This window comes from Streptomyces sp. NPDC056161 (genome assembly GCF_042268025.1).
Classification (GTDB): domain Bacteria; phylum Actinomycetota; class Actinomycetes; order Streptomycetales; family Streptomycetaceae; genus Streptomyces.
The window spans coordinates 223,248-247,305 of the sequence record NZ_JBHJUV010000004.1; the positions used below are offsets into that span (position 1 = coordinate 223,248).

Sequence of the window (24,058 nt, forward strand, 5' to 3'; positions counted from 1 at the left end):
ATGTACGAACTCAGAGACGTCACCAAGCGCTACACGCGCGGCAAGGACACCGTGCACGCCCTCCAGGGCGTCGACCTGACCATCGGGGACGGAGACCGCCTGGTCATCCAGGGCCCCACCGGCGGCGGCAAGTCGACGCTGCTGCAGATGCTCGGCGCCCTCGACCGGCCCACCTCCGGCGAGGTGATCCTGGACGGCGTCGACCTCGGCAAGCTGTCCGAGGCCAAGCTGACGAAGGTGCGCAGCGAGAACATCGGCTTCGTCTTCCAGGCGTTCAACCTGATCCCGACGCTGACCGCGCAGGAGAACGTCGAGACCGCCCTCGTCCCGCTCGGCGTGAACACGAAGGACCGGCGGGAGCGGGCCGCCGAGGCGCTGGCGTCGGTCGGCCTCGGCGAACGGCTCGGCCACCTGCCCTCCGAGATGTCCGGCGGCCAGCAGCAGCGCGTCGCCATCGCGCGGGCGCTCGTCAAGCAGCCGAAGGTGCTGCTCGCCGACGAACCCACCGGCAACCTCGACGAGAGCATGCGCGACGAGATCATGGACGTGCTCGAACGCACGTGGAAGGAGCACGGGCTGACCTTCATCATGGTCACCCACGACTCGTCGATCGCGAAGAAGGCCCCGCGCCTGGCGACCATCCGCAAGGGGAAGATCACCGTCAAGGAGAATGCCGGCGCCTGACCGCACGACGGCCGCCTAACACCGATGACGGCCCGTCAACCACGCGGTTTCGTAACGGTGTTCCGGCCGCGGCGTAACATTTTCCGCGCGGTTTTCTCATCCTTCTTTCATCTCTTGAGCGCGCTGATCACCCCCCGTCATACTCCGTATGCCGGGGGGTGACGCACATGCGTACGGAAATACCCCCGGACGGGTGAACGGGGAATTCACCCGGTACTCCATCTCCCAGGGGGAGTCTTGCGCAGACACATGAAAAGGGCGGCGGTGGCCACCGTGGCCGCCGCCGCCGCCGCCGTCGCCCTCGCCGCGGGAATGACCAACCCGGCGTCGGCGAAGCCCGGTCAGCAGCGGGCCGCCGCCGGCTCGTTCACGGCCGAGCACCGCGTCACCCTGATCACCGGCGACCGGGTCGCCCTCGACGCCAAGGGCCGGGTCGTCGGACTGGACCGGGCCAAGGGACGCGAGCACATACCGTACGAGATCCGCAAGGCCGCCGGGCACACCCTCGTGGTGCCCGCCGACGCGGCCCGCCTGGTCGCCTCCGGCACGCTGGACCAGCGGCTGTTCGACGTGACCGAACTCGACAGGGCCGCCACCCGCAAGGCGCAGCGGAAGGGCCTGAAGGTCATCGTCGGCTACCGCGGCGCGGCAACCGCCGCCAAGGCCGACGTCCGTGACGCGGGCACCCTGCGGCACAGCCTCAAGGCTCTCGACGCGGACGCCGTGCAGACCACGCTCGCGGCCGTCCCGCGGCTGTGGGACGCGATCACCGACGGCGACCGGTCCGCCTCCGGCATCTCCCACGTCTGGCTCGACGGCGTCCGCGAGGCCAGCCTCGACAAGTCCGTGCCGCAGATCGGCGCCCCCACCGCGTGGGCGGCCGGCTACACCGGCAAGGGCGTCAAGGTCGCCGTCCTGGACACCGGCGTCGACACCAGCCACCCGGACCTCAAGAGCCAGGTCGTCACGTCCGCCAACTTCAGCGCCGCCGCCGACGCCACCGACCACTTCGGCCACGGCACGCACGTCGCGTCCATCGTGGCCGGCACCGGCAGCAAGTCCGGCGGTAAGTACAAGGGCGTCGCGCCCGACGCCCGGATCCTCAACGGCAAGGTGCTCGACGACAGCGGCTTCGGCGACGACTCCGGCATCCTGGCCGGTATGGAGTGGGCGGCCCAGCAGGGCGCCGACATCGTCAACCTGAGCCTCGGCGGCCCCGACAGCCCCGGCATCGACCCGCTCGAAGCCGAGGTCGACAAGCTCTCCGAGCAGAAGGGCATCCTGTTCGCGATCGCCGCGGGCAACGAGGGCCCCGAGTCCATCGGTTCGCCGGGCAGCGCGGACGCCGCGCTCACCGTGGGCGCCGTCGACGACAAGGACGCGCTGGCCGACTTCTCCTCCACCGGGCCGCGGGTCGGCGACGGCGCCATCAAGCCCGACGTCACCGCGCCCGGCGTCGACATCACCGCCGCCGCGGCCCCGGGCAGCGTCATCGACAAGGAGGTCGGCGAGAATCCGCCGGGCTACCTGACCATCTCCGGTACGTCGATGGCCACCCCGCACGTGGCGGGCGCCGCCGCGCTCCTCAAGCAGCAGCACCCCGACTGGGGCTACGCCGAGCTGAAGGGCGCCCTGACCGGCTCCACGAAGGGCGGCAACTACACGCCGTTCGAGCAGGGTTCTGGCCGCATCCAGGTGGACAAGGCCATCGGGCAGTCGGTGATCGCCGACCCGGTGTCGGTGGGCTTCCCCACCCAGCAGTGGCCGCACACCGACGACCAGCCGGTCACCAAGCAGGTGACGTACCGCAACCTCGGCGACAAGGACGTCACGCTCGACCTGTCCGTCACCGCCACCGACCCCAAGGGCCGGCCGGCCCCGGCGGGCTTCTTCACCCTCGGCGCGACCCAGGTGACCGTCCCCGCGGGCGGCAGGGCGGCCGTCGACCTCACCGCCGACACCAAACTGGGCGGCACCCTCGACGGCGCCTACTCCGCCTACGTGACGGCGACCGGCGGCGGCCAGAACGTGCGCACGGCCGCCGCGGTGCAGCGCGAGGTCGAGTCGTACGACGTCACGCTGAAGGCCGTCGGACGGGACGGCAAGCCGGCCCCGTACTACGAGGCGGGCCTGGACGGCGTCGCCGGCCTGGCCGCGCAGAAGTCGTTCCACCCGTACGACGCCTCCGGCACGGTGACGGCGCGCGTGCCCAAGGGCACGTACATCCTCAACTCCGCGGTCTACGTGAACCCGGAGGACTTCACCAAGGGCGTCGACTGGATCGCCCAGCCGAAGCTGAGCGTCACCAAGGACCAGACGATCACCCTGGACGCGCGCACGGCCAAGCCGGTGGACATCACGGTGCCCGCCACCGTCAAGCCGGAACTCGCCGTGGGCTCGTTCGACATCATGACGGGCGGCGGCGACTACGCCTACGGCTGGATCCTGGACTCGTACGACAACTTCCGCACCGCCGGCCTCGGCCCGCAGATCACCGACGGCTCGCTCTACCAGCACTGGGAAGCGCACGGGAGCAAGGGCGGCACGGAGCAGTACGACGTCACCGCCGGCAGCACCGTCAAGCAGCTCGCCACCGGCTACACCAAGCACTACAAGGCCGCCGAGCTGGCCACGGTGAAGATCGGCATGGGCGCGTCGGCGAGCGGCAAGAAGGGCGCGGTCAGCGCGTACGGCTGGCTGCCCGGCAGCTCCGACGCCTTCACCATCGGCGTGCCGCAGCGCACTCCGGGCACCCGCACCCTGCACCTGTCCGCGGTGGGCGGCGCCAAGTGGGAACTGGGCTTCGACCAGATCAGCGGCGTCGACGCGGACGGCTTCCCGATCACGGACGCCCTGGTCACGCTGGGCGCGGCGCAGACGTTCAAGGCCGGCCAGACCTACACGAAGACCGTCAACACCGCGGTCTTCGGGCCGCACCTCAACGCCGACTACGGCGTGTTCCGCGACGGCAACGAGATCTACGGCATGGTGCCGCTGTTCACCGACGGCGCCCAGAACGCCGGTTCCTCGGACTTCACCGCGGTGACCACGACCCTGTACCGGGGCAGCACCAAGGTGGGCTCCAACCACGACCCGCTGTTCGGCCTGGAGACGTTCAAGGTCCCCGCGGGTGACGCCGCGTACAAGCTGACCACCTCGGTGCAGCGCAGCACCAAGGTCGCGGCGGCCTCCACCCGGATCACGGCGAGCTGGACCTTCCGCTCGAAGAAGCCGACCGTCAACGAGGCGGCCAGGCTCCCGGTCTCCACCCTCCGCTTCAAGGCCAGGACCGGCCTGGACAGCAAGGTACCGGCGGGCCGCACGGTCACCTTCCCGGTCACCGTCGAGGGTGCCGCCGCGGGCGCCAACCTCAAGTCGCTGACGGTGTACGTGTCGTACGACTCCGGCAGGACCTGGAAGAAGACGACCGTCAGGCAGGGCAAGATCACCGTGAAGAACCCGGCGAAGGCCAAGGCGATCTCCTTCCGCGCCGACATCACGGACAAGAAGGGCAACAAGTCGGCGTTGTCGATCTACAACGCGTACTACGGCAAGTAGCCGAGCGCCGACGACAGGTACCCAGGTACTCAGGCACGCAGGTACCCAGTACGCCCGAGGGGCGTGGCGGATCCGGTCCGCCACGCCCCTCTCCGGCGTCACGAGACGGGAGCCCCCTCACGGGGGCGTGTCTCACGGGGGCGCGCCTCACGGGTACGTGCCCTCACGGGAACCTCGGCGGATCACGCCTCACGGGGACGAGGACGACGCCACCCGGGTCGCGTCCGTGCCCCAGCTGGCCAGCAGCCGCAGGCCCTCCGCCGACGCGGAGTCCGGCTCCGCGTGGTAGGCGACCATCGACTGGTCGCCGTCGGCGGGCATCCGGAACGTCTCGTACCGCAGGGACAGCTCCCCGACCAGCGGATGGTGCAGCCGCTTGACGCCGTGACTCTTCTCCTTGACGTCGTGCCTCGCCCACAGCCGCCGGAAGTCCGGACTCTTCACCGACAGCTCACCGATCAGCGCGGACAGCCGCGGGTCGTCGGGATAGCAGCCCGCGTCCATCCGCAGGGTGCACACGATGTCGATCGCCTTCTGCTCCCAGTCGACGAACAGGCTGCGGTAGTCGGGCCGCAGGAACACCAGCCGGGCCCAGTTGCGCTCGCCGGGCGGCAGTTCCGCCCAGTCACCGAAGACCGCCGCCGCCATCCGGTTCCACGCCAGGATCTCCGAGCGCCGCCCGATGACGTACGCCGGTACGCCCTCCATCGTCTCCAGCAGCTGGGTCAGCGCGGGCCGCACCTGCTGGGGCCGTCCGAACGCCTTCTTCTTGTGCTGCTTGCCCTTGGCGAGGTGGACCAGATGCGCCTGTTCGGCGTCGTCGAGGCGCAGCGCCCGCGCGATCGAGTCCAGCACCTCCACCGAGACGTTCCGCCCGTTCCCCTGCTCCAGGCGCGTGTAGTACGCCACCGACACCCCGGCCAGCTGGGCCAGCTCCTCGCGGCGCAGACCGGGCACGCGGCGGTGCCGGCCGAAGTCGGGCAGTCCCACGTCCTGCGGCTTCAGCCGGGCCCGCCTGGTGCGCAGGAACTCGCTCAGCTCGGCGCGCCGGTCCAGCGGACGGCCTGGGGATTCGGGCGGTACGTCCATGGGCCCAGTATCGGTCGTAATCCGTGGTGCTACGCACAGGAGGCTGACCCGGTCAGTAGTAGGAACAGCGGACGTAGGCGAAACGGTGGTCTGGGTGAATTGTCTGCCGCGCAGCACGCTGGGACGCGTTCCCGGCCGGAAGGCAACCGGGCACCCCCCCCGCAAGGAGATATTCGGCATGACCACCGTTGCTGCATACGCCGCACCCGCACCGAAGGCTCCGCTGGAGCGGACCACGATCGAGCGCCGCGAGGTCGGCGAGTACGACGTGCTGATCGACATCAAGTACGCGGGCATCTGCCACTCGGACATCCACACCGGCCGTGAGGAGTGGGGCACGGCCCTCTTCCCGCTGGTCCCCGGCCACGAGATCGCCGGTGTGGTCGCCGAGGTGGGTCCGGGCGTGACGCGGTTCGCGGTCGGCGACCACGTCGGCGTCGGCTGCATGGTCGACTCCTGCCGCGAGTGCGACAACTGCAAGGCCGGCCTGGAGCAGCACTGCACCGGGTCCCTCGGCATGGTCGGCACGTACAACGCGCGCGGCCGGGACGGCGAGCCCACCTACGGCGGGTACGCGCAGAAGATCGTCGTCGACGAGAACTACGTCCTGCGCATCCCCGACGGACTGTCGCTGGACGTCGCGGCGCCGCTGCTGTGCGCCGGCATCACCACCTACTCCCCGCTGCGCAGCGCGGGCGTCGGTCCCGGCAAGAAGGTCGCGGTGCTCGGCATGGGCGGCCTCGGCCACATGGCCGTCAAGATCGCGCACGCCATGGGCGCCGAGGTGACCGTCCTGTCGCAGTCCCTGCGCAAGAAGAACGACGGCCTCAAGCTGGGCGCCGACCACTACTACGCCACCAGCGACCAGAAGACCTTCGACCGGCTGGCGGGCAGTTTCGACGTGATCCTGTCGACGGTCTCGGTGGCGCTGGACTTCGACGACTACCTGTCGCTGCTGAAGACCGGCGGGGTGCTCATGAACGTGGGCGCTCCCGAGCACCCCGTCTCCGTCAACCTCTTCTCGCTGATCATGGGCAACAAGAAGCTGGCCGGGTCCCTGATCGGCGGGATCGCCGAGACGCAGGAGATGCTCGACTTCTGCGCCGAGCACGGCCTCGGCGCCGAGATCGAACTGATCCGGGCCGACCAGGTCAACGAGGCCTGGGACCGGGTCGTCGCCAGCGACGTCCGCTACCGCTTCGTGATCGACGCCGCCACCATCTGATCACTTCACTGTCCGGTCCGCGCCTGATCACTGCCTGATCACTGCCTGATCACTGTCTGATCCCGGACCGCCCCAGCAGCCACAGCAGGTACGGCGCGCCGACCAGCGAGGTCAGCGCGCCCACCGGGATCTCCAGCGGCGGCAGCAGGGTGCGCGCCGCGAGATCGGCGCCCACCAGCACCGCCGCGCCGGTCAGGGCCGAGCAGAGCAGGGGCAGCTGCGCGGTGCGGGTGAGGCGGCGGGCCAGCTGGGGCGCGGTCAGGGCGACGAACCCGATCGGTCCGGCCGCACCCGTCGCGGTCGCGGCCAGGACCACCCCGAGCACCGTCAGCGTGAGCCGGGCCCGCTCGACCCGCACGCCGAGCCCGGCCGCCGTCTCCGGGTCGAGACCGAGCGGCCGGGCCGCCCGGCTCGCCCACACCAGCCCCGGCAGACAGACCGCCAGGACGACCGCGAGCGGCACCGCCTGGTCCCAGCCGCGCCCGTTGAGGCTGCCGGTCAGCCACAGTTTCAGCTGCTCGGCGGCGTCGAGTTCGCTGCCGGTGAGGTACAGCTGCACGATCGCGGACAGGGCGACGCCGATGCCGACGCCGGTGAGCACGAACCGGCCGGGCTGCATGCCGCGCCGCCAGGCCAGCACATAGACCAGCGCGGCGGCGGCGAGACCGCCCGCCACCGCGACGGCCGGCAGGGCACCGGGCGCGGTGACCGTGCCGCCGGCCAGCGCGAGGACGGTCGCCGCGGCGGCCCCGTGTCCGACGCCGATGACGTCGGGACTGGCCAGCGGATTGCGGGTGACCGTCTGCACGAGCGCGCCGGAGAGCCCGAGCGCGGCGCCGACCAGCGCGCCCAGGACGATGCGCGGCACCCGCAGTTCGGTGACGACGAGCTGGTACGGCGTGTCGGCGCCGCGCAGCGTGCGCCACACCTCGGCCGGGGACACCCAGGTCTGGCCGGCGCAGGCCGAGGCGATCACCACGGCCGCCAGCACCAACGCCAGCGCGCAGGCCACCGCGGCCGACCGCCGGTGGACCAGGATCGAGATACCCGGCCGGGGCCGCAGGACGGTGACCCCCAAGGGCGCGGCCCCGGGTGCCGCGGCGGGCCGAAGCCTCATCCCACCGTCTCCTTCCGTCCGTACGTCCGCCGCACCAGCACCACCAGGACCGGCACCCCGATCAGTGCCGTCATCACCCCGGCCGGTACCTCCGCCGGGGCGCGCACCACCCGGCCCGCCACATCGGCGGCGAGCAGCAGCCCCGCGCCGAGCAGGGCGGACAGTGGTAGCAGCACCCGGTGCCCGGAGCCGCGCACCAGCCGCCCGGCCAACTGGGGGACCGCGAGTCCGACGAAGACGATCGGGCCCGCCGCAGCGACCGCGGCGGCGGTCAGCAGCGTCGCGCCGAGCGCCGCGGACGCGCGAACCAGCGGGACCCGGTGCCCGAGCGACCGGGCCGTCTCGTCGCCGAGCGCCAACGCGTCGAGACCGCGCGCACAGCACAGCACCAGGACCGCGCCCGCCGCCAGGAACGGCAGCATCCGGGCGACGGTGCCCGCGTCCCGTCCGCTCAGCGCGCCCACCTGCCAGAAGCGAAACTGGTCGAGCGTGGCGGCGGACGAGGTGAGGACGACGGTGGTGGCGCCCGTGGTCATCGCGGCCAGCGCGGTCCCGGCCAGCGCCAGTTTCACCGGTGCGGCCCCGCCCCGGCCGCGGGCGGCGATGCCGTACACCAGGCACGCGGCGGCCACGGCACCGGCGAAGGCGTACCAGACGTAGCCGCCGAAGCCGTCGGCGAGACCGAGCGAGACGGCGAGCACCACCCCGGCCGCCGCGCCCTGGCTGAGCCCGAGGACACCCGGGTCGGCCAGCGGGTTGCGGGTGACCGCCTGGAGCGCCGCCCCGGCCAGCCCGAGCGCGGCGCCCGCGGTGAGTCCGATCTCGGTGCGCGGCAGCCTGAGCGACCGGACGACCAGGGCGTCGGGTGAACTCCCGCCGTGCAGCAGCGCGTCCAGCACGGCGGCGGGCGGTACCGGCCGGGTACCGACGGCGAGGCTGAGCAGCGCGGCGGCGGCGACGGTGACGGCGGCCAGCGGAAGGGCCGTGCGGAGGCTCACTTGCCGAGGTGCCCGGCGAGCTGCCGTACGACCAGACGGGCGGCCGTGGGACCGGCGTTGAGGTACCACGGGTCGTCGTCGACCTTGACCGCGTGCCCGGATCGCACGGCCTTCATCGACTTCCACAGCGGTCCGGCGAGGGTGGCCCCGGCGTCGGTCCCGCCGGGGTCGCCCTGCACGGAGTAGAAGATCCAGTCGGCGTCCGCGGTGTCGATGCTCTCGGCGCCGATGTCCTCGGAAATGGCCGTGAACCGCTGGGAGGCGGGCCGTGCGAGCCCCATGTCCACGGCGAGCGAACCGGTGAAGGAGGACACGCCGAACATCCGGGTGCGGTCCGGGGTGAAGCGCACCATCGAGACCGTCGTGCTCCCGAGGCCCTTGCCCGCGGCGGCGGCTTCGCCGACGATCCCGTCGAGCAGTTTCCGGGCCTGCTGCCCCTTGCCGACCGCCGCGCCGACGAGCAGCAGGTCCCGCTTCCAGTTGATGCCCTGGCCTGCGGTGACGACGGTCGGCGCGATCTTCGACAGCTTGGGGTAGAGGTCGCCGAGCGAGTCGTTGACCAGGATCAGATCGGGTTTGGCGGCGGCCAGGGACTCCAGGTTGGGCGCGGCCCTGGTGCCCGCGTCGGACATCTCGGCGAGCTGCTTCTCGTACTGCGGGAACGCGTCGGACAGGTAGTCCGGGACGAGTCCGGCGTTCTCGGCGCGGGTGGTGACGGACGGGACGATCCCGAGGGAGAGCAGGTCGTCGAGCTGCCCGGTGCTCAACGCGGCGATCTTCACGGGCGCGGTCCTCAGGACGGTGCTGCCCTCGAAGTGGGTGAGCGTACGCGGGAACACCCCGTCCTCGGCGGGGTCCGCGCCCATCCCGTCGGCGAGCGTGCTCGGCGCGGCCGAGGGGCCCTGGGATGCGCCCGCGACGAGGTTGCGCGACCCGTCGCCCCCGGCGTCCCCCTTGCCGTCGCCCGACGAGGAACAGCCGGCCAGCAGACCTCCGGCTACGCACACGGCCAGGACGGCCTTCGACCTCAACATACGCACGACCAGCACTCCGTTCGCCAAATAAGGTAAGCCTTACCTTAGCTGGTGTCGGAGTATCTTGGATTACAAGGAGGTCTCAACGATGACCGTGAACCTGAACCACACCATCGTCTCCGCGCGGGACAAGCAGGCATCGGCCAAGTTCCTCGCTGACATCCTGGGGCTCCAAGTCAGCCCGCAATTCGGTCCGTTCGCCCCGGTCGAGATTCCCAACGGTGTGACGCTGGACTACATGGAGACGGCCGACGCCGTCACCAGCCAGCACTACGCCTTCCTCGTCTCCGAGGAGGACTTCGACGCGATATTCGCCCGTATCAAGGACGCCGGGCTCACCTTCTGGGCGGACCCGGCGCACAACCGACCTGGCGAGATCAACACCAACGACGGCGGCCGCGGGACGTACTTCGAGGATCCCAACGGCCACAACCTGGAGATCCTCACCCGGCCGTACGGCAGCGGGAGCTGAACCGGGCAGAAACCGTAGATCGGCGCATCCAGGCATAAAGCGGAGCGAAGAGAAGCGCGACAAGGCAGCGAGGAGAAGCGCGACAAGGCAGCGAAGAGAAGCGCGACAAGGCAACGAAGAGAAGCGCGAAAAGACGCGGACGGGCTGTCACATTCCCTCGTCGGGCCGGTTCATAGCGGCAGGAGGGGCCCGCAGGAGGCCCCACTCGACCCGACGAGGGAGCAGCCATGACGACGTCCTCGACGTCACCGATCCTGGTCACGGGCGGCACGGGCACCCTGGGCGGCCATGTCGTCCCGTTGCTGCGGTCGGCCGGCCATGAGGTGCGGATCCTCAGCCGCGGACCCCGGCCGTCCGTGCCCGGCATCACTCACGTCACCGGCGATCTGCTGGCCGGCGAGGGAGTGGCGGCGGCGGTCGCGGGCATCCGCACCGTGCTGCACCTGGCGGGCGGACCCAAAGGCGACGACGCGGCCACCCGCACCCTGGTGCGGGCGGCGACAGCGGCCGGCGTGCGGCACCTCGTGTACATCTCCGTCATCGGCGCGGACCGGGTGCCGCTGGCCTGGCTGCGCTCGAAGCTGGCCGCGGAACGGGCGGTCGCCGAGTCCGGCATCCCGTGGACGACGCTGCGCGCGGCCCAGTTCCACGACCTGGCGTTCACCGTGGTCGAGAAGATGACGAAACTGCCCGTCCTGCCGGTCCCCGGCGGCCTGCGCCTCCAGCCGGTCGACTCCCGCGAGGTGGCGGCCCGCCTGGTGGACCTGGCCCTCGGCGCCCCCGCGGGCCTGGTCCCGGACCTGGCGGGCCCGCGCCTGTACGACCTCGGCGCGCTCGCCCGCCCCTACCTCGACCTGCGCGGCAGGCGTCGGCGCCCGACCCTGCCGGTCCGCATCCCCGGGAAGGCGGGCCGCGCCTACCGGGCCGGGGCGAACCTCGCCCCGCAGAACGCGGAGACGGGCAAGCGCACCTGGGAGGACTTCCTGGCGGAGCGGCTGGGGTAGCGGCGTTCCCGGTGACGGCCCTGCGTGCGGCGCGGCAACGAGCGGCCCTGCGTGGACGAGTGCGCGGGGCTGTCGTCGCTGGGGCCGGTTTCGGATGTCACGGCCGATCCCGCACTCACCGGTAGCCGGTAATCGGCCGTCGGCGTACCGGGGGCCCCTTACCTGCCGTTGCTGTTGCCGCCGCTGCGACGACTCCCGTGGTGGCGGCGGCCGCGGCTGGCCGGATTTTCATTCGGAAGTTCGCGTGGCCGCCTGCTGGACCCGCTGGGCGGCAGAGTATCGCGGATGGCCCGCGCACGATCGCCTGCTGCTGCCTCGTGCCGAGCGCGACGCTCAACGGCTTCTTGTCGCGCCTGCTCGCTCTGTATCCGTTGCTCCTTCACTTGTTCGTGAAGGTTTACGGCTCCACTGTAGGTGTATCCTGCTTCCTCCATCGTTTCGATGTCTATACGTCCGGCTGTATACTCTGCCTTTTGGCTCGTGTAGTCCCTTTCCGCCTGGGTTTCCTCTCTGAACACTTGACGCAGCTGTGAGTCCCCCCTGTAATCCAGGACATGTTCAAATTCCCATGCGGCTAGGGCGTTCTCCTGCCTCCTCGTAAATGCTCTGTCAATGGCTGCCTCCATCCGGTTGAACCGCCCGTTTTCAGTGTTGAGTGAATACGGGTCCTCGTCCATGCCAACTCCCTTGTCCAAAGAATGGTGAACGGCAGGTCAGCCTCGGACGCACCTCGTCGTCCGCCCATCGGATGGGGCCTGACCCGTCCTCCCGGTAAGTGAAGACGGCCCTGTGGAGCCAGTGGTTCCGGTGGAGGATCGGGCTGCGGGATCGGGCTCTCCGGCGACTCGGCCGAGGAGCGTGCGGTCTCCAATGACGCCTGAGCAAGGAGGGGTTGGTCGCGCCAGGCAAGAAAGTCGTCACCAGCAGAAGCCCCTCCCGAAGCCCCTCCCCACGCAGCCCCTCGCAGATCGCTGCCTGCGCGCCCGTGGGCACCGTACGCCCCTCCCGTTGGCGTGCTGCGTTCAACCGAAGATGCCCGCCAGCGCCACCAACACCGCGCCGAGGACGGCGAACGCGAACGACTTCTTCACCCTCTCGTGCTTGGTCCACGCGATCTCGCTCATGATGACGAGCTGTCTGGACAGCAGCGGGAGCACGTCCTTCTCGCGCAGGGCCGTCTCCAGGCCGGCGGGATCCCAATGGCGAATGTGCCCGAAGAACATGAAGTTGTCGTCGCTCTCCGGGTGGATCTCTGATGTCCGTAGCCGTGGAGAGACGACGGTGATGGCGAAGAGGGCGCCGGTGGCAAGTGCCGCAACGCCGAGGTAGAAGACCCAGACCGCCAACCCGTCGAGCTTTCCGAGTCTTCTCCCGCCTCCGGACAGCGCGGTGATGGCGACCAGGATGGCGGATTCGATGGTCAGCGCGAACGATGCTTTGGCGTCGAACTTCCCGGTCCAGTCCGCCACCGCGGCATGAATTCGCCATGCCGTTTCCTCCGGATTGCTCCTGTGCTCATGAGACGACCCGGGTCCGGCGGAGACGGCGGACTTCGGTCTGTTCGCCGTCGGCCTCATGCGTCTCCTCACTCCACATGTCCCTTCCGTCGTCTCCGAACTTCCCGTCATCGACCATCTTCCGATATGCGTCAAAGGTCGGATAGGTGACATAGGTCTGATAGGGGGTGTTCGAGTGCCGGTCATTGAGTTCGCCGCAGATGACATACGGCGTATCACGGCCTCTCGGCGGAGCGCTGGGCGAGCGCTGGGCAGCGGGGGCTGGGCAGCGTGCTGTGGCGGGGGAGCGTTCAGCTCTGCGCGGTGGGCCGGACGACGATCTCGTTCACGTCGACGTCGTCCGGTTGCTCCAGTGCGAACGCGACGGCCCGAGCGATCGCCGCGGGCGGGACGGCGCTCTTCCGCAGCCGGGAGATCTCCGCCCTGACCCGGTCGTTCGTGGACGCCTCCGTGAAGTCGGTGTCGGTCACACCCGGCGTGGAAGGGGCTCATTCCGGTACGTCGTCGCGAGACGGCCGTCACCCGCAGGCGATCGCCGGCCTCCTGCCGCAGTCCCTCACAGATCGCCCGGACCGCGAGTTTCGTACCGGCGTACACGGGCATCCGGCGCGGCCCGGAACGCCGCCGTGGAGGCGATCGTGACGAAGTGCCCGGCACCCTGCGCCCGGAACACCGGCAGCGCGGCCGCGATCCCGTGCAGCACGCCCTTCACGTCGACGTCGACCATGCGGTCCCACTCGTCGACGCGCAGGTCGTCGAGCGGCGAGATGGTGCCGACCCCGGCGTTGCCCACGAGCGCGTCGAGCCGGCCGAACCGCTCCCCGGCCGGCGCGACCAGGGCGTGCAGGTCCGCTCGGCGGGTCACATCGGTACGGATCCAGGCGGCCGTGCCGCCCGCCCGCTCGATCCTCGCCGCGAGCCCGGCCAGCCGCTCGGTCCGGCGCGCGCCCAGCACGACCCGCGCGCCCAGCACGACCCGCGCGCCCCGCTCGGCCAGCAGCAGCGCGGTGGCCTCACCGATGCCGCTGCCGGCCCCGGTGACCGCGCACGCCCGCCGCCGCGGACGAGTCGCCCGCGCCGCTGCCCGCGGAGGTGGCGGGCCGGGGGCCCAGGGCCGCGGTGGTTCCCACCGAACTTCCGTCAACGGCCGCGCGTTACGGTGAAGCCGCTGGTCAGACGGCCGTCGAAGGGCACCGGCCGGGTCCTTCCACCGTGCCGTCCGCGCACCCGAGTGCACCGAAGTGACGCGGCGGACGCCGCCCGCTACGCTGACGCCGCTCTATCCCAGGGAGGGGACCATGAACGCCGTCGCGATACAGACCCAGAGACAGTTCCACATCCACCAGCGGGTGACCATGATGATCAACCGCTACGAGGTGTTCGCCGACGACGGCGCCGGCGCACCCGGCACGCAGGTCGCCTTCATCGAGCAGAAGCGCATGAAGCTCAAGGAAGAGGTCACCCTCTACACCGACGAGTCGAAGCAGTCCGTCGTCGCCGCGTTCAAGGCCCGCAAGGTCGTCGACCTCGCCAGTGCCTACGACGTCACCGGCGAGGGCGGGCCCATCGGCGTGTTCGGCAAGAAGTTCGGCAAGTCGCTGCTGCGCTCCACCTGGCAGCTCGACCAGCCGGGGCTCCCCACCGTCACGGTCCAGGAACGCAGCGCCGCGCTCGCCGTCTTCCGGCGGGTGTGGGGGGTGCTGCCGTTCGTCGGGGACCTGCCGTTCATCTGGAAGTACCACTTCGACTTCATCGACGCGGACGGCCGCAAGGTGGGCTCCTTCGAGAAGAAGACCCGCATCCGCGACCACTACGTCGTACGGATGGACGACGACCGGTACGACCGGCGGCTGGTGCTCGCGCAGGCCGTGGCGCTGGACGCGCTCCAGTCGCGCTGAACCCGCCCAGGCCGCCGCGGGCCCCGCGGCGGCCGGTGATCTCCTACCGGTCGATCGGGAAGCGGTAGACCGTCGAGTGCCGGGGCCGGAAGCCGAGGCGTTCGTAGAGGCGGTTCGCCGCCGCGCGGTCCGGCCGGGAGGTGAGATCGACCGTCCGGGCACCCGCCTCCGTGGCGATGCGCACCGCCTCCCGCAGGAGGAGCCCCGCGACGCCCCGGCCCCGCGCGGCCTCGTCGACGACGACGTCCTCGACGCGGCCCCGCAGCCCGGCCGGCAAGGGCAACAGCACCAGGGTCAGGGTGCCGACGATCGCGTCGGACGTCCGCGCGAGCAGCACCGTGGTCGCGTCCGACGACACCATGCGGTCGATCGCTTCGTGGTCGAGGGGCCTGGCCGTCGAGGACAGCTGCGGCAGCAACCGGGCGAACGCGTCGACGAGTTCCTGACTCGCTTCCCGGGCGATGTCCACGCGGATGTCCATGTCTGTCCAGAGGTCCATGCGGCGAGCCTATCCGTCGCCCCGGTCCGCGCCGGGCACGGAAGCGGGCGGATCACTCCGGCAGACGGCGGCAGCGCCCCCGGCCCCTGGCATCGCTGCCGGCCACCCGGCAACTCCCCGTCCGGGGACGTCAGTTGAGCAGCGACGCCGGGCTGCCGCCGTTCGCCTCGAAGCCCGCGACCGCCAGGGCGCGGTAGAGAGCGAACTCCGCGGCCGGTTCGGCGGACAGCGTCCAGGGGAGCGCGCCGACATGGCCGTCCACGTGGACCAGCTGGCTCATCGCCTCCGCCCACCGCTCGGCGCGGACCAGGAAGAAGACCAGCAGATGGCGGACGTGCGCCAGCATCGGGTCGTCGGAGCGGGCCGCGTGCACCGCGTACAGCGCGCCGTGCATCGACTTCGTGACGACCTCGCTCTGGTAGAAGCTGCTGACCAGGTTCACCTCGGGCAGGTGCTCGAAGACCGCGAACAGGGGCATGGCGGCCAGCAGGGAGCCCTGCGGGGCGCGGGCGGCGGCGGCCTCGGCGAACGAGTACGCCAGCTCGCGCGAGCCGTGCCACTTCTCGCACCAGTAGTGCAGCGCCGCGAGGTGGGCGCCCATGTGGGCCGGGGCGCGGTCCAGGATCTTCAGCCACAGCTGCTCGAACTCCGCGCGCGGATACGCCAGTCCGCGGGCCACCGACAGCTCGACGACGTACGGGATCGGGTCACCGGGCGCCAGCAGCGCCGCCTGCCCGCAGGCGTCCCTGGCCTCCTCCATGATGATCCGGAAATCGTCCGTCCCCGGGGTGGACGTGCGCCACGCCTGCTGCACCAGGAACTCCGCGTGCACCGCGGCGCCGCCCGCGTCCTTGGGCTGCTCGGCCCGCCACACCCGCAGCCACTGGCCGCCCGGCGTCTCGTGGACCCCGCCCGGCCGCTGCTGCAACTCCAGGGCCGCCGCGCCCGCGAACGCCTGGACGCGCTGCCAGCGCAGCTCGCCCGCCGCCTCGGTGCCGGCCAGCAACTGCGCCGCCGCCCGGTAGTCCTGGGTGCGCTGCACCAAATCGAGGACGTCGAGGAGGTCCTGGTCGGGGCCGGGCATCCGGATGTCCAGGTCCTCCTGGCGCACGAAGCCGTAGGTCGCCGGGTCGGCCGCGTCCGGGTGGTCCGGGGAGACGCGCTCGATCCCGGCGCGCCTGCGCCGCAGGAACGGAATCGCCACGAAGCTCAGCAAGAGCAGCGCCATCAGGACCCAGAGAATCGACATGCCTCAAGCGAACCAGACGCCGCCGACAATTGGCGAACCCGTTCGATCCCCTGTGGAAAACCACCCGCACCCCGGCACCGCACACCCCGCGGAGCCCGCACGGCGACTCACCCGCGAACCGCAGGACGGCCCGCTCCCGAACCGCAGGACCACTCACCCGCGAACCGGGAGAACCCTTCCGCCAGGACCGGGCGAGCCATGACCCGGCGGCGGGCCCCTCGGCGCACTACGCTCGGGGTCCATGAGCGACAGGCACATCAGTCAGCACTTCGAGACACTCGCGATCCACGCGGGCAACACCGCCGATCCCCGCACCGGGGCGGTCGTCCCACCGATCTACCAGGTCTCGACGTACAAACAGGACGGCGTGGGCGGCCTGCGCGAGGGCTACGAGTACAGCCGCAGCGCCAACCCCACCAGGACCGCGCTGGAGGAGAACCTCGCCGCGCTGGAGGGCGGCCGCCGCGGACTGGCCTTCGCGTCCGGCCTGGCCGCCGAGGACGCCCTGCTGCGTACGCTGCTCAGCCCCGGCGACCACGTGGTCATCCCGAACGACGCGTACGGCGGCACGTTCCGCCTCTTCTCCAAGGTCGTCGCCCGGTGGGGGGTGGAGTGGTCCGTCGCCGACACCAGCGATCCGGCAGCGGTGCGGGCCGCCCTCACCCCGCGGACCAAGGCCGTATGGGTGGAGACCCCCTCCAACCCGCTGCTCGGCATCACCGACATCGCCGCCGTCGCTCAGCTCGCCCACGACGTCGGTGCGCGGCTCGTCGTCGACAACACCTTCGCCACCCCCTACCTCCAGCAGCCGCTGGCGCTCGGCGCGGACGTCGTCGTGCACTCGCTCACCAAGTACATGGGCGGGCACTCGGACGTCGTCGGCGGCGCGCTGATCGCGGCCGACCAGGCACTGGGCGAGGAGCTGGCGTTCCACCAGAACGCCATGGGCGCGGTCGCCGGACCCTTCGACTCCTGGCTGGTGCTGCGCGGCGCCAAGACGCTCGCGGTGCGCATGGACCGGCACACCGAGAACGCCACCAAGATCGCCGACATGCTGGGCAGGCACGCGCGCGTGACGCGCGTTCTGTACCCGGGCCTGCCCGAGCACCCCGGTCACGAGGTCGCCGCGAAGCAGATGAAGGCGTTCGGCGGCATGGTCTCCTTCCAGGTCGAGGGCGGTGAGGAGGCGGCCGTCGAGGTCTGCAACCGCAGCAAGGTGTTCACCCTCGGCGAGTCGCTGGGCGGGGTCGAATCACTGATCGAGCACCCCGGCCGGATGACGCACGCCTCGGTGGTCGGCTCGGCCCTGGAGGTCCCGGGCGACCTGGTCCGGCTCTCCGTGGGCATCGAGAACGTCGACGACCTCCTGGAGGACCTGAAGCAGGCGCTGGGCTGACCGGGCCGGGCGAGGCCCGCCGCGGTCCGGCACCACCCTGAAGGGGCTCACCAACCGGTCAGCGGTGGAGTCGTCTGGGACGGCGGCTCCACCCAGGGGCGCGCCGTCACCGCCCAGACCGCGAACGCCACGGCCGCGGCGCACAGGACCAGCCACAGCAGGCGCCGGGCGGCGGTCCTGCGCCGCAGTTCGCGGCTCCCGCGCCGTACGGCCTCCGGGTACAGGTCGGGCGGTACCGGCGGCGGTACCCGCTCCATGATCCGCCGTGCGGCGGCCTCCCGTTCCGGCCGGTTCACCCGTCTCTCCCCCCGCCCGTCCCTCTCACCTGCGCACCGGCCCCCGCCTCAGGACGGCGCCGGCTCCGCCACGCCACCCGCCGCGGCCAGCCGCGGCGGATGCAGCAGCGTGGCCGTCGCCCGCTCGCAGATCGCGTGGACCCGTTCGACCGGAAGCCCGAGCAGGGCCGCCGCCTGCTCCTCGGCGACGCCCTCGTACAGCCTGAGGACGAGGATCAGACGCTCCTGGGGAGCGAGCACGGCCGTCGGGCTCGCGGGATGCGTGTGGGCACGCCCCAAGCCGCCGTACTGGTGCCAGGCCGTGCGCGCGAAACGCAGGGCGAGGTACTGGCGGGCCCGGTCGTAGGGGTCCTCGCCGCGCAGCCGGTGCCAGCACGCGTACGTGTGCGCGAGCGCGAGCGTCAGCAGGCGCCGCGCGCGCGGGTTGTCGCCGGGGTCCTCGGCGGTGAGCAGGGTCGCGGCATGCAGCAGCCGCCCTGCCGCGCCCGCGACGAACGCCTCGAACTCCCGGGCCCGGCGGGCGCCCTGCGACGCCTGCCGTTCGCGCACCGTGCCTCCCCCAGTGCGGGGCCCCACCCGGTACGGCGGGATGTGGCGCCGGATGCGCCGCGGGACCCCGGTCTCATATGAGGACAGCGGCGGCCCAAGGTCAAGGCTCCGGTCGTCAGGAGGCCGGGGGAGTCTCCTCTGCCGTGACGCCCGGTACCGCCGTCCGGGCGGAGAGAGCGCTGTTGAAGCGCGTCAGGAGCGCACAGAACGACTCGCGCTCCTCCGCCGCCCAGTCGTGTGTCAGCTCGGCCATCAACTGGCGCCTGGAGGAGCGCACCTCGTCCAGCCGGGCCGCCCCGCGCGGGGAGAGCTGGAGCACCACCGCCCGCCCGTCCTCGGGGTGCGAGGTCCGCTTGACGAGCCCGGTGTCGACCAGCGGAGCCACCTGGCGGGTGACCGTCGACGAGTCGATCCCCATGCTCGCGGCGAGCGCCTTGACCCCCATCGGGCCTTCCTTGTCCAGGCGGTTGAGCAGCAGGTACGCGGCACGGTCCATGGAATTGCGCACCTGCCCGACGCCACCGAGCCGGGTCTGCTCGGCACGACGGGCGAACAGCGCCACCTGGTGCTGAAGGGTGTCGAGAAGACCGGTGTCACCTACGGTCGTCATGTCCATCGACATTTCAGGTGTTGTGGGCATGGCGGGGGCTCACTTCATGAGGGCTGCTGGGTTGGGGGACAGGGTACGCGGCCGGGACGCAGGCCGTACCGACGCTGCACGAACCGGTCTCGGTGCTTGGTCACACCGGCTGCCCGCGACTGTGAACTGCGAGACTTGAGCCATGAGCTACAGCACGGCCGGCTCGCTGCGTCCCGTCACCCTCGACGACGTACGCGGTGCCCAGAAGATGCTCTCCGGTGTGGCCCGGGTGACCGCGCTGGAGAGCAGCAGGCATCTGTCCCAGCTGGTGGGTGCGCCGGTGCTCCTCAAGTGCGAGAACCTCCAGCGGACCGGATCGTTCAAGCTGCGCGGCGCCTACGTGCGGATCGCCGGGCTGCTGCCGGAGGAGCGGGCCGCCGGCGTGGTGGCCGCGAGCGCCGGCAACCACGCGCAGGGCGTCGCGCTCGCGTCGTCGCTGCTCGGCGTGCACGCCACGGTGTTCATGCCCAAGGGCGCCCCACTGCCGAAGATCAGCGCCACCCGGGAGTACGGCGCGGAGGTGCGCCTGCACGGCCAGGTGGTCGACGAGACACTGTCCGCCGCGCAGGAGTACGCGGAGCGGACCGGTGCCGTGTTCATCCACCCCTTCGACCACCCCGACGTCATCGCGGGCCAGGGCACGGTCGGCCTGGAGATCCTGGAGCAGTGCCCCGAGGTCGGCACCATCGTCGTCGGCATCGGCGGCGGCGGGCTCGCGGCCGGCATCGCGGTCGCGGTGAAGGCGCTGCGGCCCGAGGTGCGGATCGTCGGGGTGCAGGCGGCGGGTTCGGCGGCGTATCCGCCCTCGCTCGCGGCCGGGCGGCCGGTGGCCATCGAGGGCCCGGCGACGATGGCGGACGGCATCAAGGTGGGGCGGCCCGGCGACGTGCCGTTCCGGATCATCGCGGAATCGGTCGACGAGATCCGTACGGTCACCGAGGACCAGCTGTCGGCGGCGCTGCTGCTGTGTCTGGAGCGGGCCAAGCTGGTCGTCGAGCCGGCCGGGGCGAGCCCGGTCGCGGCGCTGCTCGGCGAGCCCGGCGCCTTCGCCGGGCCGGTCGTCGCCGTGCTGTCCGGGGGCAACGTCGACCCGGTGCTGCTCCAGCGGGTGCTGCGGCACGGCATGACCGCGCAGGGCCGCTACCTGGCCGTACGGCTGCGGCTGACGGACCGGCCGGGCGCCCTCGCGACGCTTCTCGGGGTGTTGTCAGTGGTGGACGCTAACGTGCTCGACGTGAGTCACGTACGGACCGATCCGCGGCTCGGGCTCACGGAGGCGGAGGTGGAGCTGCACCTGGAGACGAAGGGGCCGACGCACTGCGTCGAGGTCGGCCAGGCCCTGCGCGAGGCGGGTTACACCGTCATCGACTGAGCCGACGCCGACCGCCGCGTCAGCCGTTTCACCAGGTCAGGAACGTCCGCATCACTCGTTCGGGGAAATCCGTTGAGGGACGCGATACATCGCGTTATGGTGTGTCGGGTACCTTCGGAACTCGTTCGGGACTCTCCCGGATTCCTTCGGCTTCCTCTGGCTTCCTCTGGCTTCCTGCGGGTTCCAGTGGATTCGGGTGGACTCCCCCGGGTTCCTTCGGGCATCCGTACGCGACCAACCGTCCTGAACCCCCCCGCAATCCTCGCAACCCTTTCAACCAATCCGCCAAGCAAATCCCGACGACGTGGAGACACACATGCCAGGCGCCATCTATGCGGAAGGTCTGATCAAGACCTTCGGCGACGTACGGGCACTGGACGGCGTCGACCTCGATGTCCCCGAGGGCACGGTCCTCGGCCTGCTCGGGCCGAACGGCGCGGGCAAGACGACGAGCGTCCGCTGTCTGACCACCCTGCTGCGACCCGACAGCGGCAAGGCGGTCGTCGCGGGCGTGGACGTGCTCAAGCACCCCGACACCGTGCGCCGCTCCATCGGCCTGTCCGGGCAGTTCGCGGCGGTCGACGAATACCTCACCGGCCGCGAGAACCTACAGATGGTCGGCCAGCTGTACCAGATGAGGGCGAAGCCGGCCAAGGCGCGGGCCGCGGAACTGCTGGAGCAGTTCCACCTCACCGAGGCCGCCGACCGGCCCACGAAGACCTACTCCGGAGGCATGCGCCGCCGGCTCGACCTCGCGGCGGCCCTCGTGGTCTCGCCGCCCGTGATGTTCATGGACGAGCCGACGACCGGCCTCGATCCGCGCAACCGCCAGCAGCTGTGGGAGGTCATCAAGCAACTGGTCTCCGGTGGCACGACGCTGCTGCTCACCACCCAGTACCTCGAAGAGGCCGACCACCTCGCCCACGAGATCGCGGTCGTCGACCACGGCCGGGTCATCGCCAAGGGCACCTCCGACCAACTGAAGGCCCGCACCGGCGGTGAGCGCGTCGAGGTCGTGGTGCACGAGCGCGAGCACATCGCCACCGCCGCCGAAGTGCTGCGCGGCTTCGGCAAGGGCGACACCACGGTGGAGGAGCACACCCGCAAGCTCACCGTGCCCGTCACCGGCGGCGCCAAGCTGCTCGCCGAGGTGATCCGTGAACTGGACGGCCGTGGCATCGAGATAGACGACATCGGACTGCGCCGCCCCACCCTCGACGACGTCTTCCTCTCCCTGACGGGACACCTGGCCGAGACCGCGGGCGAGAGCGACGCGGACAGCGCGGACGACGACGGCGCAGACCCCAAGAACGCCAGCAGGAACGCCAGCAGGGACACCGGAAAGAACAGCCGCAAGGAGGCCGTGAAGTGAGCGCCGTCACCGACACCGTGCAGGTCACGGCGTCCGGCAACCCCATCAGTCGGTCGATCCGGGACTCGCTGATCGTCGCCAGACGGAACCTGATCCGCATGACCAGGATCCCCGAGATGCTGCTGTTCGGCCTGATCCAGCCGGTGATGTTCGTGATCCTCTTCACGTACGTCTTCGGCGGCTCCATGAAGATCGGCAACACCACCGACCCGGCGGTCTACAAGAACTTCCTGATGGCCGGCATCTTCGCGCAGACCGTCACCTTCGCCACCGCGGGAGCGGGCGCCGGCATAGCCGACGACATGCACAAGGGCCTCATCGACCGGTTCCGTTCGCTGCCCATGGCGCGGGGTGCCGTGCTGACCGGACGTACCCTCGCCGACCTCGTGCAGACCGCGCTGACGCTGCTGGTCCTCGCGATCGTCGCGCTGCTCGTGGGCTGGCGCCCCGGCTACGCGGAGCCGACCAACATCGGGAAGGTCCTGGGTGGTTTCGCCCTGCTGCTGCTTCTGGGATACGCCTTCACCTGGATCGGCGCGCTGATCGGTCTGTCCGTGCGCACTCCGGAAGCGGCGACCTCAGGCGGTCTGATCTGGCTCTTTCCCGTGACGTTCATCTCGAACGCGTTCGTCGACTCGGGTCAGATGACCCCCTGGCTGCGGCACGTCGCCGAGTGGAATCCGTTCAGCGCGATAGTCCAGGCGTGCCGTGAACTCTTCGGTGCTCCGGGTCTGTCCCAGTCCGGTGCCTGGCCCATGCAGCACCCGGTGTGGGCGTCGCTGATCTACGCGGTCCTGATCATCGTCGTCTTCCGCACGCTCGCGGTCCGCAAGTACCGCTCGGCCGCCGCCTGACCCGAGCGCACCTCCCGGGCCGGACATGGCGAGGCCCCCGGCATCGACGGGATCCCTGAGTTCCAGTGATCGTTGGACGCCGGGGGCCTCGTACGGAAACGATCGGCCCCGGTCAGCCGGGTACGGCCGGGTCCCGGTCAGCCCGAGTACGGCTCGGCCTTGAGGATCTTCACCGTGGCCTTCTTGCCGTTGGGCAGTTCGTACTCCGCGTTCTCGCCGACCTTGTGGCCGGTCACGCCGGCGCCCAGCGGGGACTGCGGGGAGTACGTCTCGATGCCGGCGCTCGCGTACTCGCGGGAGGCGAGGAGGAACGTCAGGGTGTCGTCCTCGTCACCGTCGAAGGCGATCGTCACCACCATGCCGGGGGCGACCGCACCGTCCGCGGAGGCGGGGGCCTCGCCGACCTTGGCGTTCTCCAGGAGCTGGGTCAGCTGTCGTACGCGGAGTTCCTGCTTGCCCTGCTCTTCCTTGGCCGCGTGATAACCGCCGTTCTCGCGCAGGTCGCCCTCCTCGCGCGCGGCCGCGATCTTGGCGGCGATCTCCGTGCGCGCAGGACCAGACAGGTACTCCAGCTCGGCCCTGAGCTGGTTGTACGCCTCCTGGGTCAGCCAGGTGACGTTCTCGCTGGTCTGGGTCACAGGTGCTCCTCGTCGGTACTGGGGATACAAAGCATCGCCCTACCCAGAAGAATGTTCCTTCACGGAAGGGCGAAACCACGAGCCTAACAATTCAACGGCGGAAGGGGGAGGACATAAGCCATCAGAATCGTGTCAGTGCAGGTCAGGGTCGACGTATCCGGACGGCATCAGTCGGCGTGGCAGCCGAGCAGCTCGGCCGTGGTGCCCTGAGAGGTCGTACGCAGCGTGACGACCCGGTCGATGCGGGTCGCTGACCCGGTGAAGCGGAAGTCGGCCCGGCCCACCTCCGCGCCGTCGGCGGCCTGCGAGCGCAGGGTGCAGTAGCCGTCGGTCCCGGCGTCCTTGTGGACCTCCAGATGCACGGAGACCGAGCTGTCCGAAGCCTGGAACGTGATCACTTCCGCGCTGATCTCGCTCCGCACCACGTAGTGGTACGCGAAGTAGCCGACCAGCGCGAGCAGGGCCGCGCCGAGCACCGCACCGATGATCTTGAGCTTGTGGTCGGCGCGTTCGTCCGAGGAACGCCCGTAGCGGCCTTCGGGCAACCGCGTGCTCACCGTGCTCATGATCGTCCTCTCGGCAGGACCGGGGACGGGA

Annotated in this window: 23 protein-coding genes and 1 pseudogene; 10 read left to right on the forward strand and 14 right to left on the reverse strand. The window is 70.9% G+C overall.

Annotated elements, in window-relative coordinates; all coding sequences use genetic code 11:
• Positions 1-684 (forward strand): ABC transporter ATP-binding protein, encoded by a 684-nt coding sequence (locus ACFC09_RS06200; protein ID WP_376524313.1) that lies wholly within the window; start codon positions 1-3, stop codon positions 682-684.
• A gap of 249 nt (positions 685-933) precedes the next feature.
• Positions 934-4,242: a S8 family serine peptidase gene (locus tag ACFC09_RS06205; RefSeq protein WP_376524315.1), complete on the forward strand. Its 3,309-nt coding sequence runs from the start codon at positions 934-936 to the stop codon at positions 4,240-4,242.
• Between the two features lie 189 nt (positions 4,243-4,431).
• Here the strand turns inward: ACFC09_RS06205 and ACFC09_RS06210 are convergent, their stop codons facing one another.
• Complete coding sequence (locus ACFC09_RS06210) at positions 4,432-5,331, reverse strand: helix-turn-helix domain-containing protein (protein WP_376524317.1); 900 nt, start codon at positions 5,329-5,331, stop codon at positions 4,432-4,434.
• 178 nt (positions 5,332-5,509) lie between these two features.
• Between ACFC09_RS06210 and ACFC09_RS06215 the strand changes: the two genes are divergently transcribed.
• Complete coding sequence (locus ACFC09_RS06215) at positions 5,510-6,556, forward strand: NAD(P)-dependent alcohol dehydrogenase (RefSeq protein WP_376524319.1); 1,047 nt, start codon at positions 5,510-5,512, stop codon at positions 6,554-6,556.
• Between the two features lie 49 nt (positions 6,557-6,605).
• Here ACFC09_RS06215 and ACFC09_RS06220 read toward each other — a convergent pair whose 3' ends face one another.
• From ACFC09_RS06220 to ACFC09_RS06230, 3 genes are read right to left on the reverse strand one after another with little or no spacing between them, the layout of a single operon-like run.
• Positions 6,606-7,673, reverse strand: a complete 1,068-nt coding sequence (locus ACFC09_RS06220) for a FecCD family ABC transporter permease (RefSeq protein ID WP_376524321.1) — start codon at positions 7,671-7,673, stop codon at positions 6,606-6,608.
• The gene (locus ACFC09_RS06225; RefSeq protein ID WP_376524322.1) at positions 7,670-8,671 is read right to left on the reverse strand and encodes a FecCD family ABC transporter permease; all 1,002 of its coding nucleotides are present in this window, start codon (positions 8,669-8,671) and stop codon (positions 7,670-7,672) included. The genes ACFC09_RS06220 and ACFC09_RS06225 overlap by 4 nt, the downstream gene beginning before the upstream one ends.
• Positions 8,668-9,705, reverse strand: coding sequence for an iron-siderophore ABC transporter substrate-binding protein (locus ACFC09_RS06230; protein ID WP_376524417.1), 1,038 nt, complete (start codon positions 9,703-9,705; stop codon positions 8,668-8,670). Before ACFC09_RS06230 ends, ACFC09_RS06225 begins: the two co-directional genes overlap by 4 nt.
• A gap of 88 nt (positions 9,706-9,793) precedes the next feature.
• Between ACFC09_RS06230 and ACFC09_RS06235 the strand changes: the two genes are divergently transcribed.
• The gene (locus tag ACFC09_RS06235; RefSeq protein ID WP_376524324.1) at positions 9,794-10,177 is read left to right on the forward strand and encodes a VOC family protein; all 384 of its coding nucleotides are present in this window, start codon (positions 9,794-9,796) and stop codon (positions 10,175-10,177) included.
• 227 nt (positions 10,178-10,404) lie between these two features.
• Positions 10,405-11,181, forward strand: a complete 777-nt coding sequence (locus tag ACFC09_RS06240; protein WP_376524325.1) for an SDR family oxidoreductase — start codon at positions 10,405-10,407, stop codon at positions 11,179-11,181.
• Positions 11,182-11,339: 158 nt separating this feature from the next.
• On the opposite strand, the gene ACFC09_RS06245 is transcribed toward ACFC09_RS06240, so the two are convergent.
• From ACFC09_RS06245 to ACFC09_RS06255, 3 genes and pseudogenes are all read right to left on the reverse strand, one after another.
• On the reverse strand, positions 11,340-11,858 hold the full coding sequence (locus ACFC09_RS06245; protein WP_376524327.1) for a hypothetical protein: 519 nt from the start codon (positions 11,856-11,858) through the stop codon (positions 11,340-11,342).
• A gap of 345 nt (positions 11,859-12,203) precedes the next feature.
• Positions 12,204-12,650, reverse strand: a complete 447-nt coding sequence (locus ACFC09_RS06250; RefSeq protein ID WP_376524328.1) for a Pycsar system effector family protein — start codon at positions 12,648-12,650, stop codon at positions 12,204-12,206.
• A 338-nt stretch (positions 12,651-12,988) separates the two neighbouring features.
• A pseudogene (locus ACFC09_RS06255) lies at positions 12,989-13,719 on the reverse strand (SDR family oxidoreductase).
• Positions 13,720-13,996: 277 nt separating this feature from the next.
• On the opposite strand from ACFC09_RS06255, the gene ACFC09_RS06260 reads away from it, so the two are divergent.
• The gene (locus ACFC09_RS06260; RefSeq protein ID WP_376524329.1) at positions 13,997-14,596 is read left to right on the forward strand and encodes a hypothetical protein; all 600 of its coding nucleotides are present in this window, start codon (positions 13,997-13,999) and stop codon (positions 14,594-14,596) included.
• Positions 14,597-14,639: 43 nt separating this feature from the next.
• Here the strand turns inward: ACFC09_RS06260 and ACFC09_RS06265 are convergent, their stop codons facing one another.
• Positions 14,640-15,095: a GNAT family N-acetyltransferase gene (locus ACFC09_RS06265; RefSeq protein WP_376524331.1), complete on the reverse strand. Its 456-nt coding sequence runs from the start codon at positions 15,093-15,095 to the stop codon at positions 14,640-14,642.
• Positions 15,096-15,225: 130 nt separating this feature from the next.
• Positions 15,226-16,344 (reverse strand): hypothetical protein, encoded by a 1,119-nt coding sequence (locus ACFC09_RS06270; protein ID WP_376524333.1) that lies wholly within the window; start codon positions 16,342-16,344, stop codon positions 15,226-15,228.
• A 241-nt stretch (positions 16,345-16,585) separates the two neighbouring features.
• Here ACFC09_RS06270 and ACFC09_RS06275 point away from each other — a divergent pair, with 241 nt between their 5' ends.
• Positions 16,586-17,740 (forward strand): cystathionine gamma-synthase, encoded by a 1,155-nt coding sequence (locus ACFC09_RS06275; protein WP_376524334.1) that lies wholly within the window; start codon positions 16,586-16,588, stop codon positions 17,738-17,740.
• A 47-nt stretch (positions 17,741-17,787) separates the two neighbouring features.
• On the opposite strand, the gene ACFC09_RS06280 is transcribed toward ACFC09_RS06275, so the two are convergent.
• The 3 genes from ACFC09_RS06280 to ACFC09_RS06290 form a co-directional block, all read right to left on the reverse strand.
• A complete protein-coding gene (locus ACFC09_RS06280) occupies positions 17,788-18,036 on the reverse strand; it encodes a hypothetical protein (protein WP_376524336.1) in 249 nt (82 codons plus the stop codon).
• A gap of 48 nt (positions 18,037-18,084) precedes the next feature.
• The gene (locus tag ACFC09_RS06285; protein ID WP_376524338.1) at positions 18,085-18,585 is read right to left on the reverse strand and encodes a sigma factor-like helix-turn-helix DNA-binding protein; all 501 of its coding nucleotides are present in this window, start codon (positions 18,583-18,585) and stop codon (positions 18,085-18,087) included.
• A 115-nt stretch (positions 18,586-18,700) separates the two neighbouring features.
• Positions 18,701-19,207, reverse strand: coding sequence for a MarR family winged helix-turn-helix transcriptional regulator (locus ACFC09_RS06290; RefSeq protein WP_376524419.1), 507 nt, complete (start codon positions 19,205-19,207; stop codon positions 18,701-18,703).
• A gap of 160 nt (positions 19,208-19,367) precedes the next feature.
• On the opposite strand from ACFC09_RS06290, the gene ilvA reads away from it, so the two are divergent.
• From ilvA to ACFC09_RS06305, 3 genes are all read left to right on the forward strand, one after another.
• A complete protein-coding gene (ilvA, locus tag ACFC09_RS06295; RefSeq protein WP_376524340.1) occupies positions 19,368-20,597 on the forward strand; it encodes a threonine ammonia-lyase in 1,230 nt (409 codons plus the stop codon).
• A gap of 316 nt (positions 20,598-20,913) precedes the next feature.
• On the forward strand, positions 20,914-21,969 hold the full coding sequence (locus ACFC09_RS06300) for an ATP-binding cassette domain-containing protein (protein ID WP_376524342.1): 1,056 nt from the start codon (positions 20,914-20,916) through the stop codon (positions 21,967-21,969).
• Positions 21,966-22,823, forward strand: coding sequence for an ABC transporter permease (locus ACFC09_RS06305; RefSeq protein WP_376524344.1), 858 nt, complete (start codon positions 21,966-21,968; stop codon positions 22,821-22,823). Before ACFC09_RS06300 ends, ACFC09_RS06305 begins: the two co-directional genes overlap by 4 nt.
• A 137-nt stretch (positions 22,824-22,960) precedes the next feature.
• Here the strand turns inward: ACFC09_RS06305 and greA are convergent, their stop codons facing one another.
• Both greA and ACFC09_RS06315 read right to left on the reverse strand, forming a co-directional pair.
• A complete protein-coding gene (gene greA, locus ACFC09_RS06310) occupies positions 22,961-23,461 on the reverse strand; it encodes a transcription elongation factor GreA (RefSeq protein WP_376524346.1) in 501 nt (166 codons plus the stop codon).
• A gap of 167 nt (positions 23,462-23,628) precedes the next feature.
• The gene (locus ACFC09_RS06315) at positions 23,629-24,027 is read right to left on the reverse strand and encodes a DUF4307 domain-containing protein (RefSeq protein ID WP_376524347.1); all 399 of its coding nucleotides are present in this window, start codon (positions 24,025-24,027) and stop codon (positions 23,629-23,631) included.
• Positions 24,028-24,058: the final 31 nt, after the last annotated feature.

What these genes read in the sequence shown, in the direction of transcription:
- ACFC09_RS06200 (WP_376524313.1), top strand. Translation starts at nt 1, where the DNA reads ATGTACGAACTCAGAGACGTCACCAAGCGCTACACGCGCGGCAAGGAC.
- ACFC09_RS06205 (WP_376524315.1), top strand. Translation starts at nt 934, where the DNA reads ATGAAAAGGGCGGCGGTGGCCACCGTGGCCGCCGCCGCCGCCGCCGTC.
- ACFC09_RS06210 (WP_376524317.1), bottom strand. Translation starts at nt 5,331, where the DNA reads ATGGACGTACCGCCCGAATCCCCAGGCCGTCCGCTGGACCGGCGCGCC.
- ACFC09_RS06215 (WP_376524319.1), top strand. Translation starts at nt 5,510, where the DNA reads ATGACCACCGTTGCTGCATACGCCGCACCCGCACCGAAGGCTCCGCTG.
- ACFC09_RS06220 (WP_376524321.1), bottom strand. Translation starts at nt 7,673, where the DNA reads ATGAGGCTTCGGCCCGCCGCGGCACCCGGGGCCGCGCCCTTGGGGGTC.
- ACFC09_RS06230 (WP_376524417.1), bottom strand. Translation starts at nt 9,705, where the DNA reads ATGTTGAGGTCGAAGGCCGTCCTGGCCGTGTGCGTAGCCGGAGGTCTG.
- ACFC09_RS06235 (WP_376524324.1), top strand. Translation starts at nt 9,794, where the DNA reads ATGACCGTGAACCTGAACCACACCATCGTCTCCGCGCGGGACAAGCAG.
- ACFC09_RS06240 (WP_376524325.1), top strand. Translation starts at nt 10,405, where the DNA reads ATGACGACGTCCTCGACGTCACCGATCCTGGTCACGGGCGGCACGGGC.
- ACFC09_RS06245 (WP_376524327.1), bottom strand. Translation starts at nt 11,858, where the DNA reads ATGGACGAGGACCCGTATTCACTCAACACTGAAAACGGGCGGTTCAAC.
- ACFC09_RS06260 (WP_376524329.1), top strand. Translation starts at nt 13,997, where the DNA reads ATGAACGCCGTCGCGATACAGACCCAGAGACAGTTCCACATCCACCAG.
- ACFC09_RS06265 (WP_376524331.1), bottom strand. Translation starts at nt 15,095, where the DNA reads ATGGACCTCTGGACAGACATGGACATCCGCGTGGACATCGCCCGGGAA.
- ACFC09_RS06270 (WP_376524333.1), bottom strand. Translation starts at nt 16,344, where the DNA reads ATGTCGATTCTCTGGGTCCTGATGGCGCTGCTCTTGCTGAGCTTCGTG.
- ACFC09_RS06275 (WP_376524334.1), top strand. Translation starts at nt 16,586, where the DNA reads ATGAGCGACAGGCACATCAGTCAGCACTTCGAGACACTCGCGATCCAC.
- ACFC09_RS06290 (WP_376524419.1), bottom strand. Translation starts at nt 19,207, where the DNA reads ATGTCGATGGACATGACGACCGTAGGTGACACCGGTCTTCTCGACACC.
- ilvA (WP_376524340.1), top strand. Translation starts at nt 19,368, where the DNA reads ATGAGCTACAGCACGGCCGGCTCGCTGCGTCCCGTCACCCTCGACGAC.
- ACFC09_RS06300 (WP_376524342.1), top strand. Translation starts at nt 20,914, where the DNA reads ATGCCAGGCGCCATCTATGCGGAAGGTCTGATCAAGACCTTCGGCGAC.
- ACFC09_RS06315 (WP_376524347.1), bottom strand. Translation starts at nt 24,027, where the DNA reads ATGAGCACGGTGAGCACGCGGTTGCCCGAAGGCCGCTACGGGCGTTCC.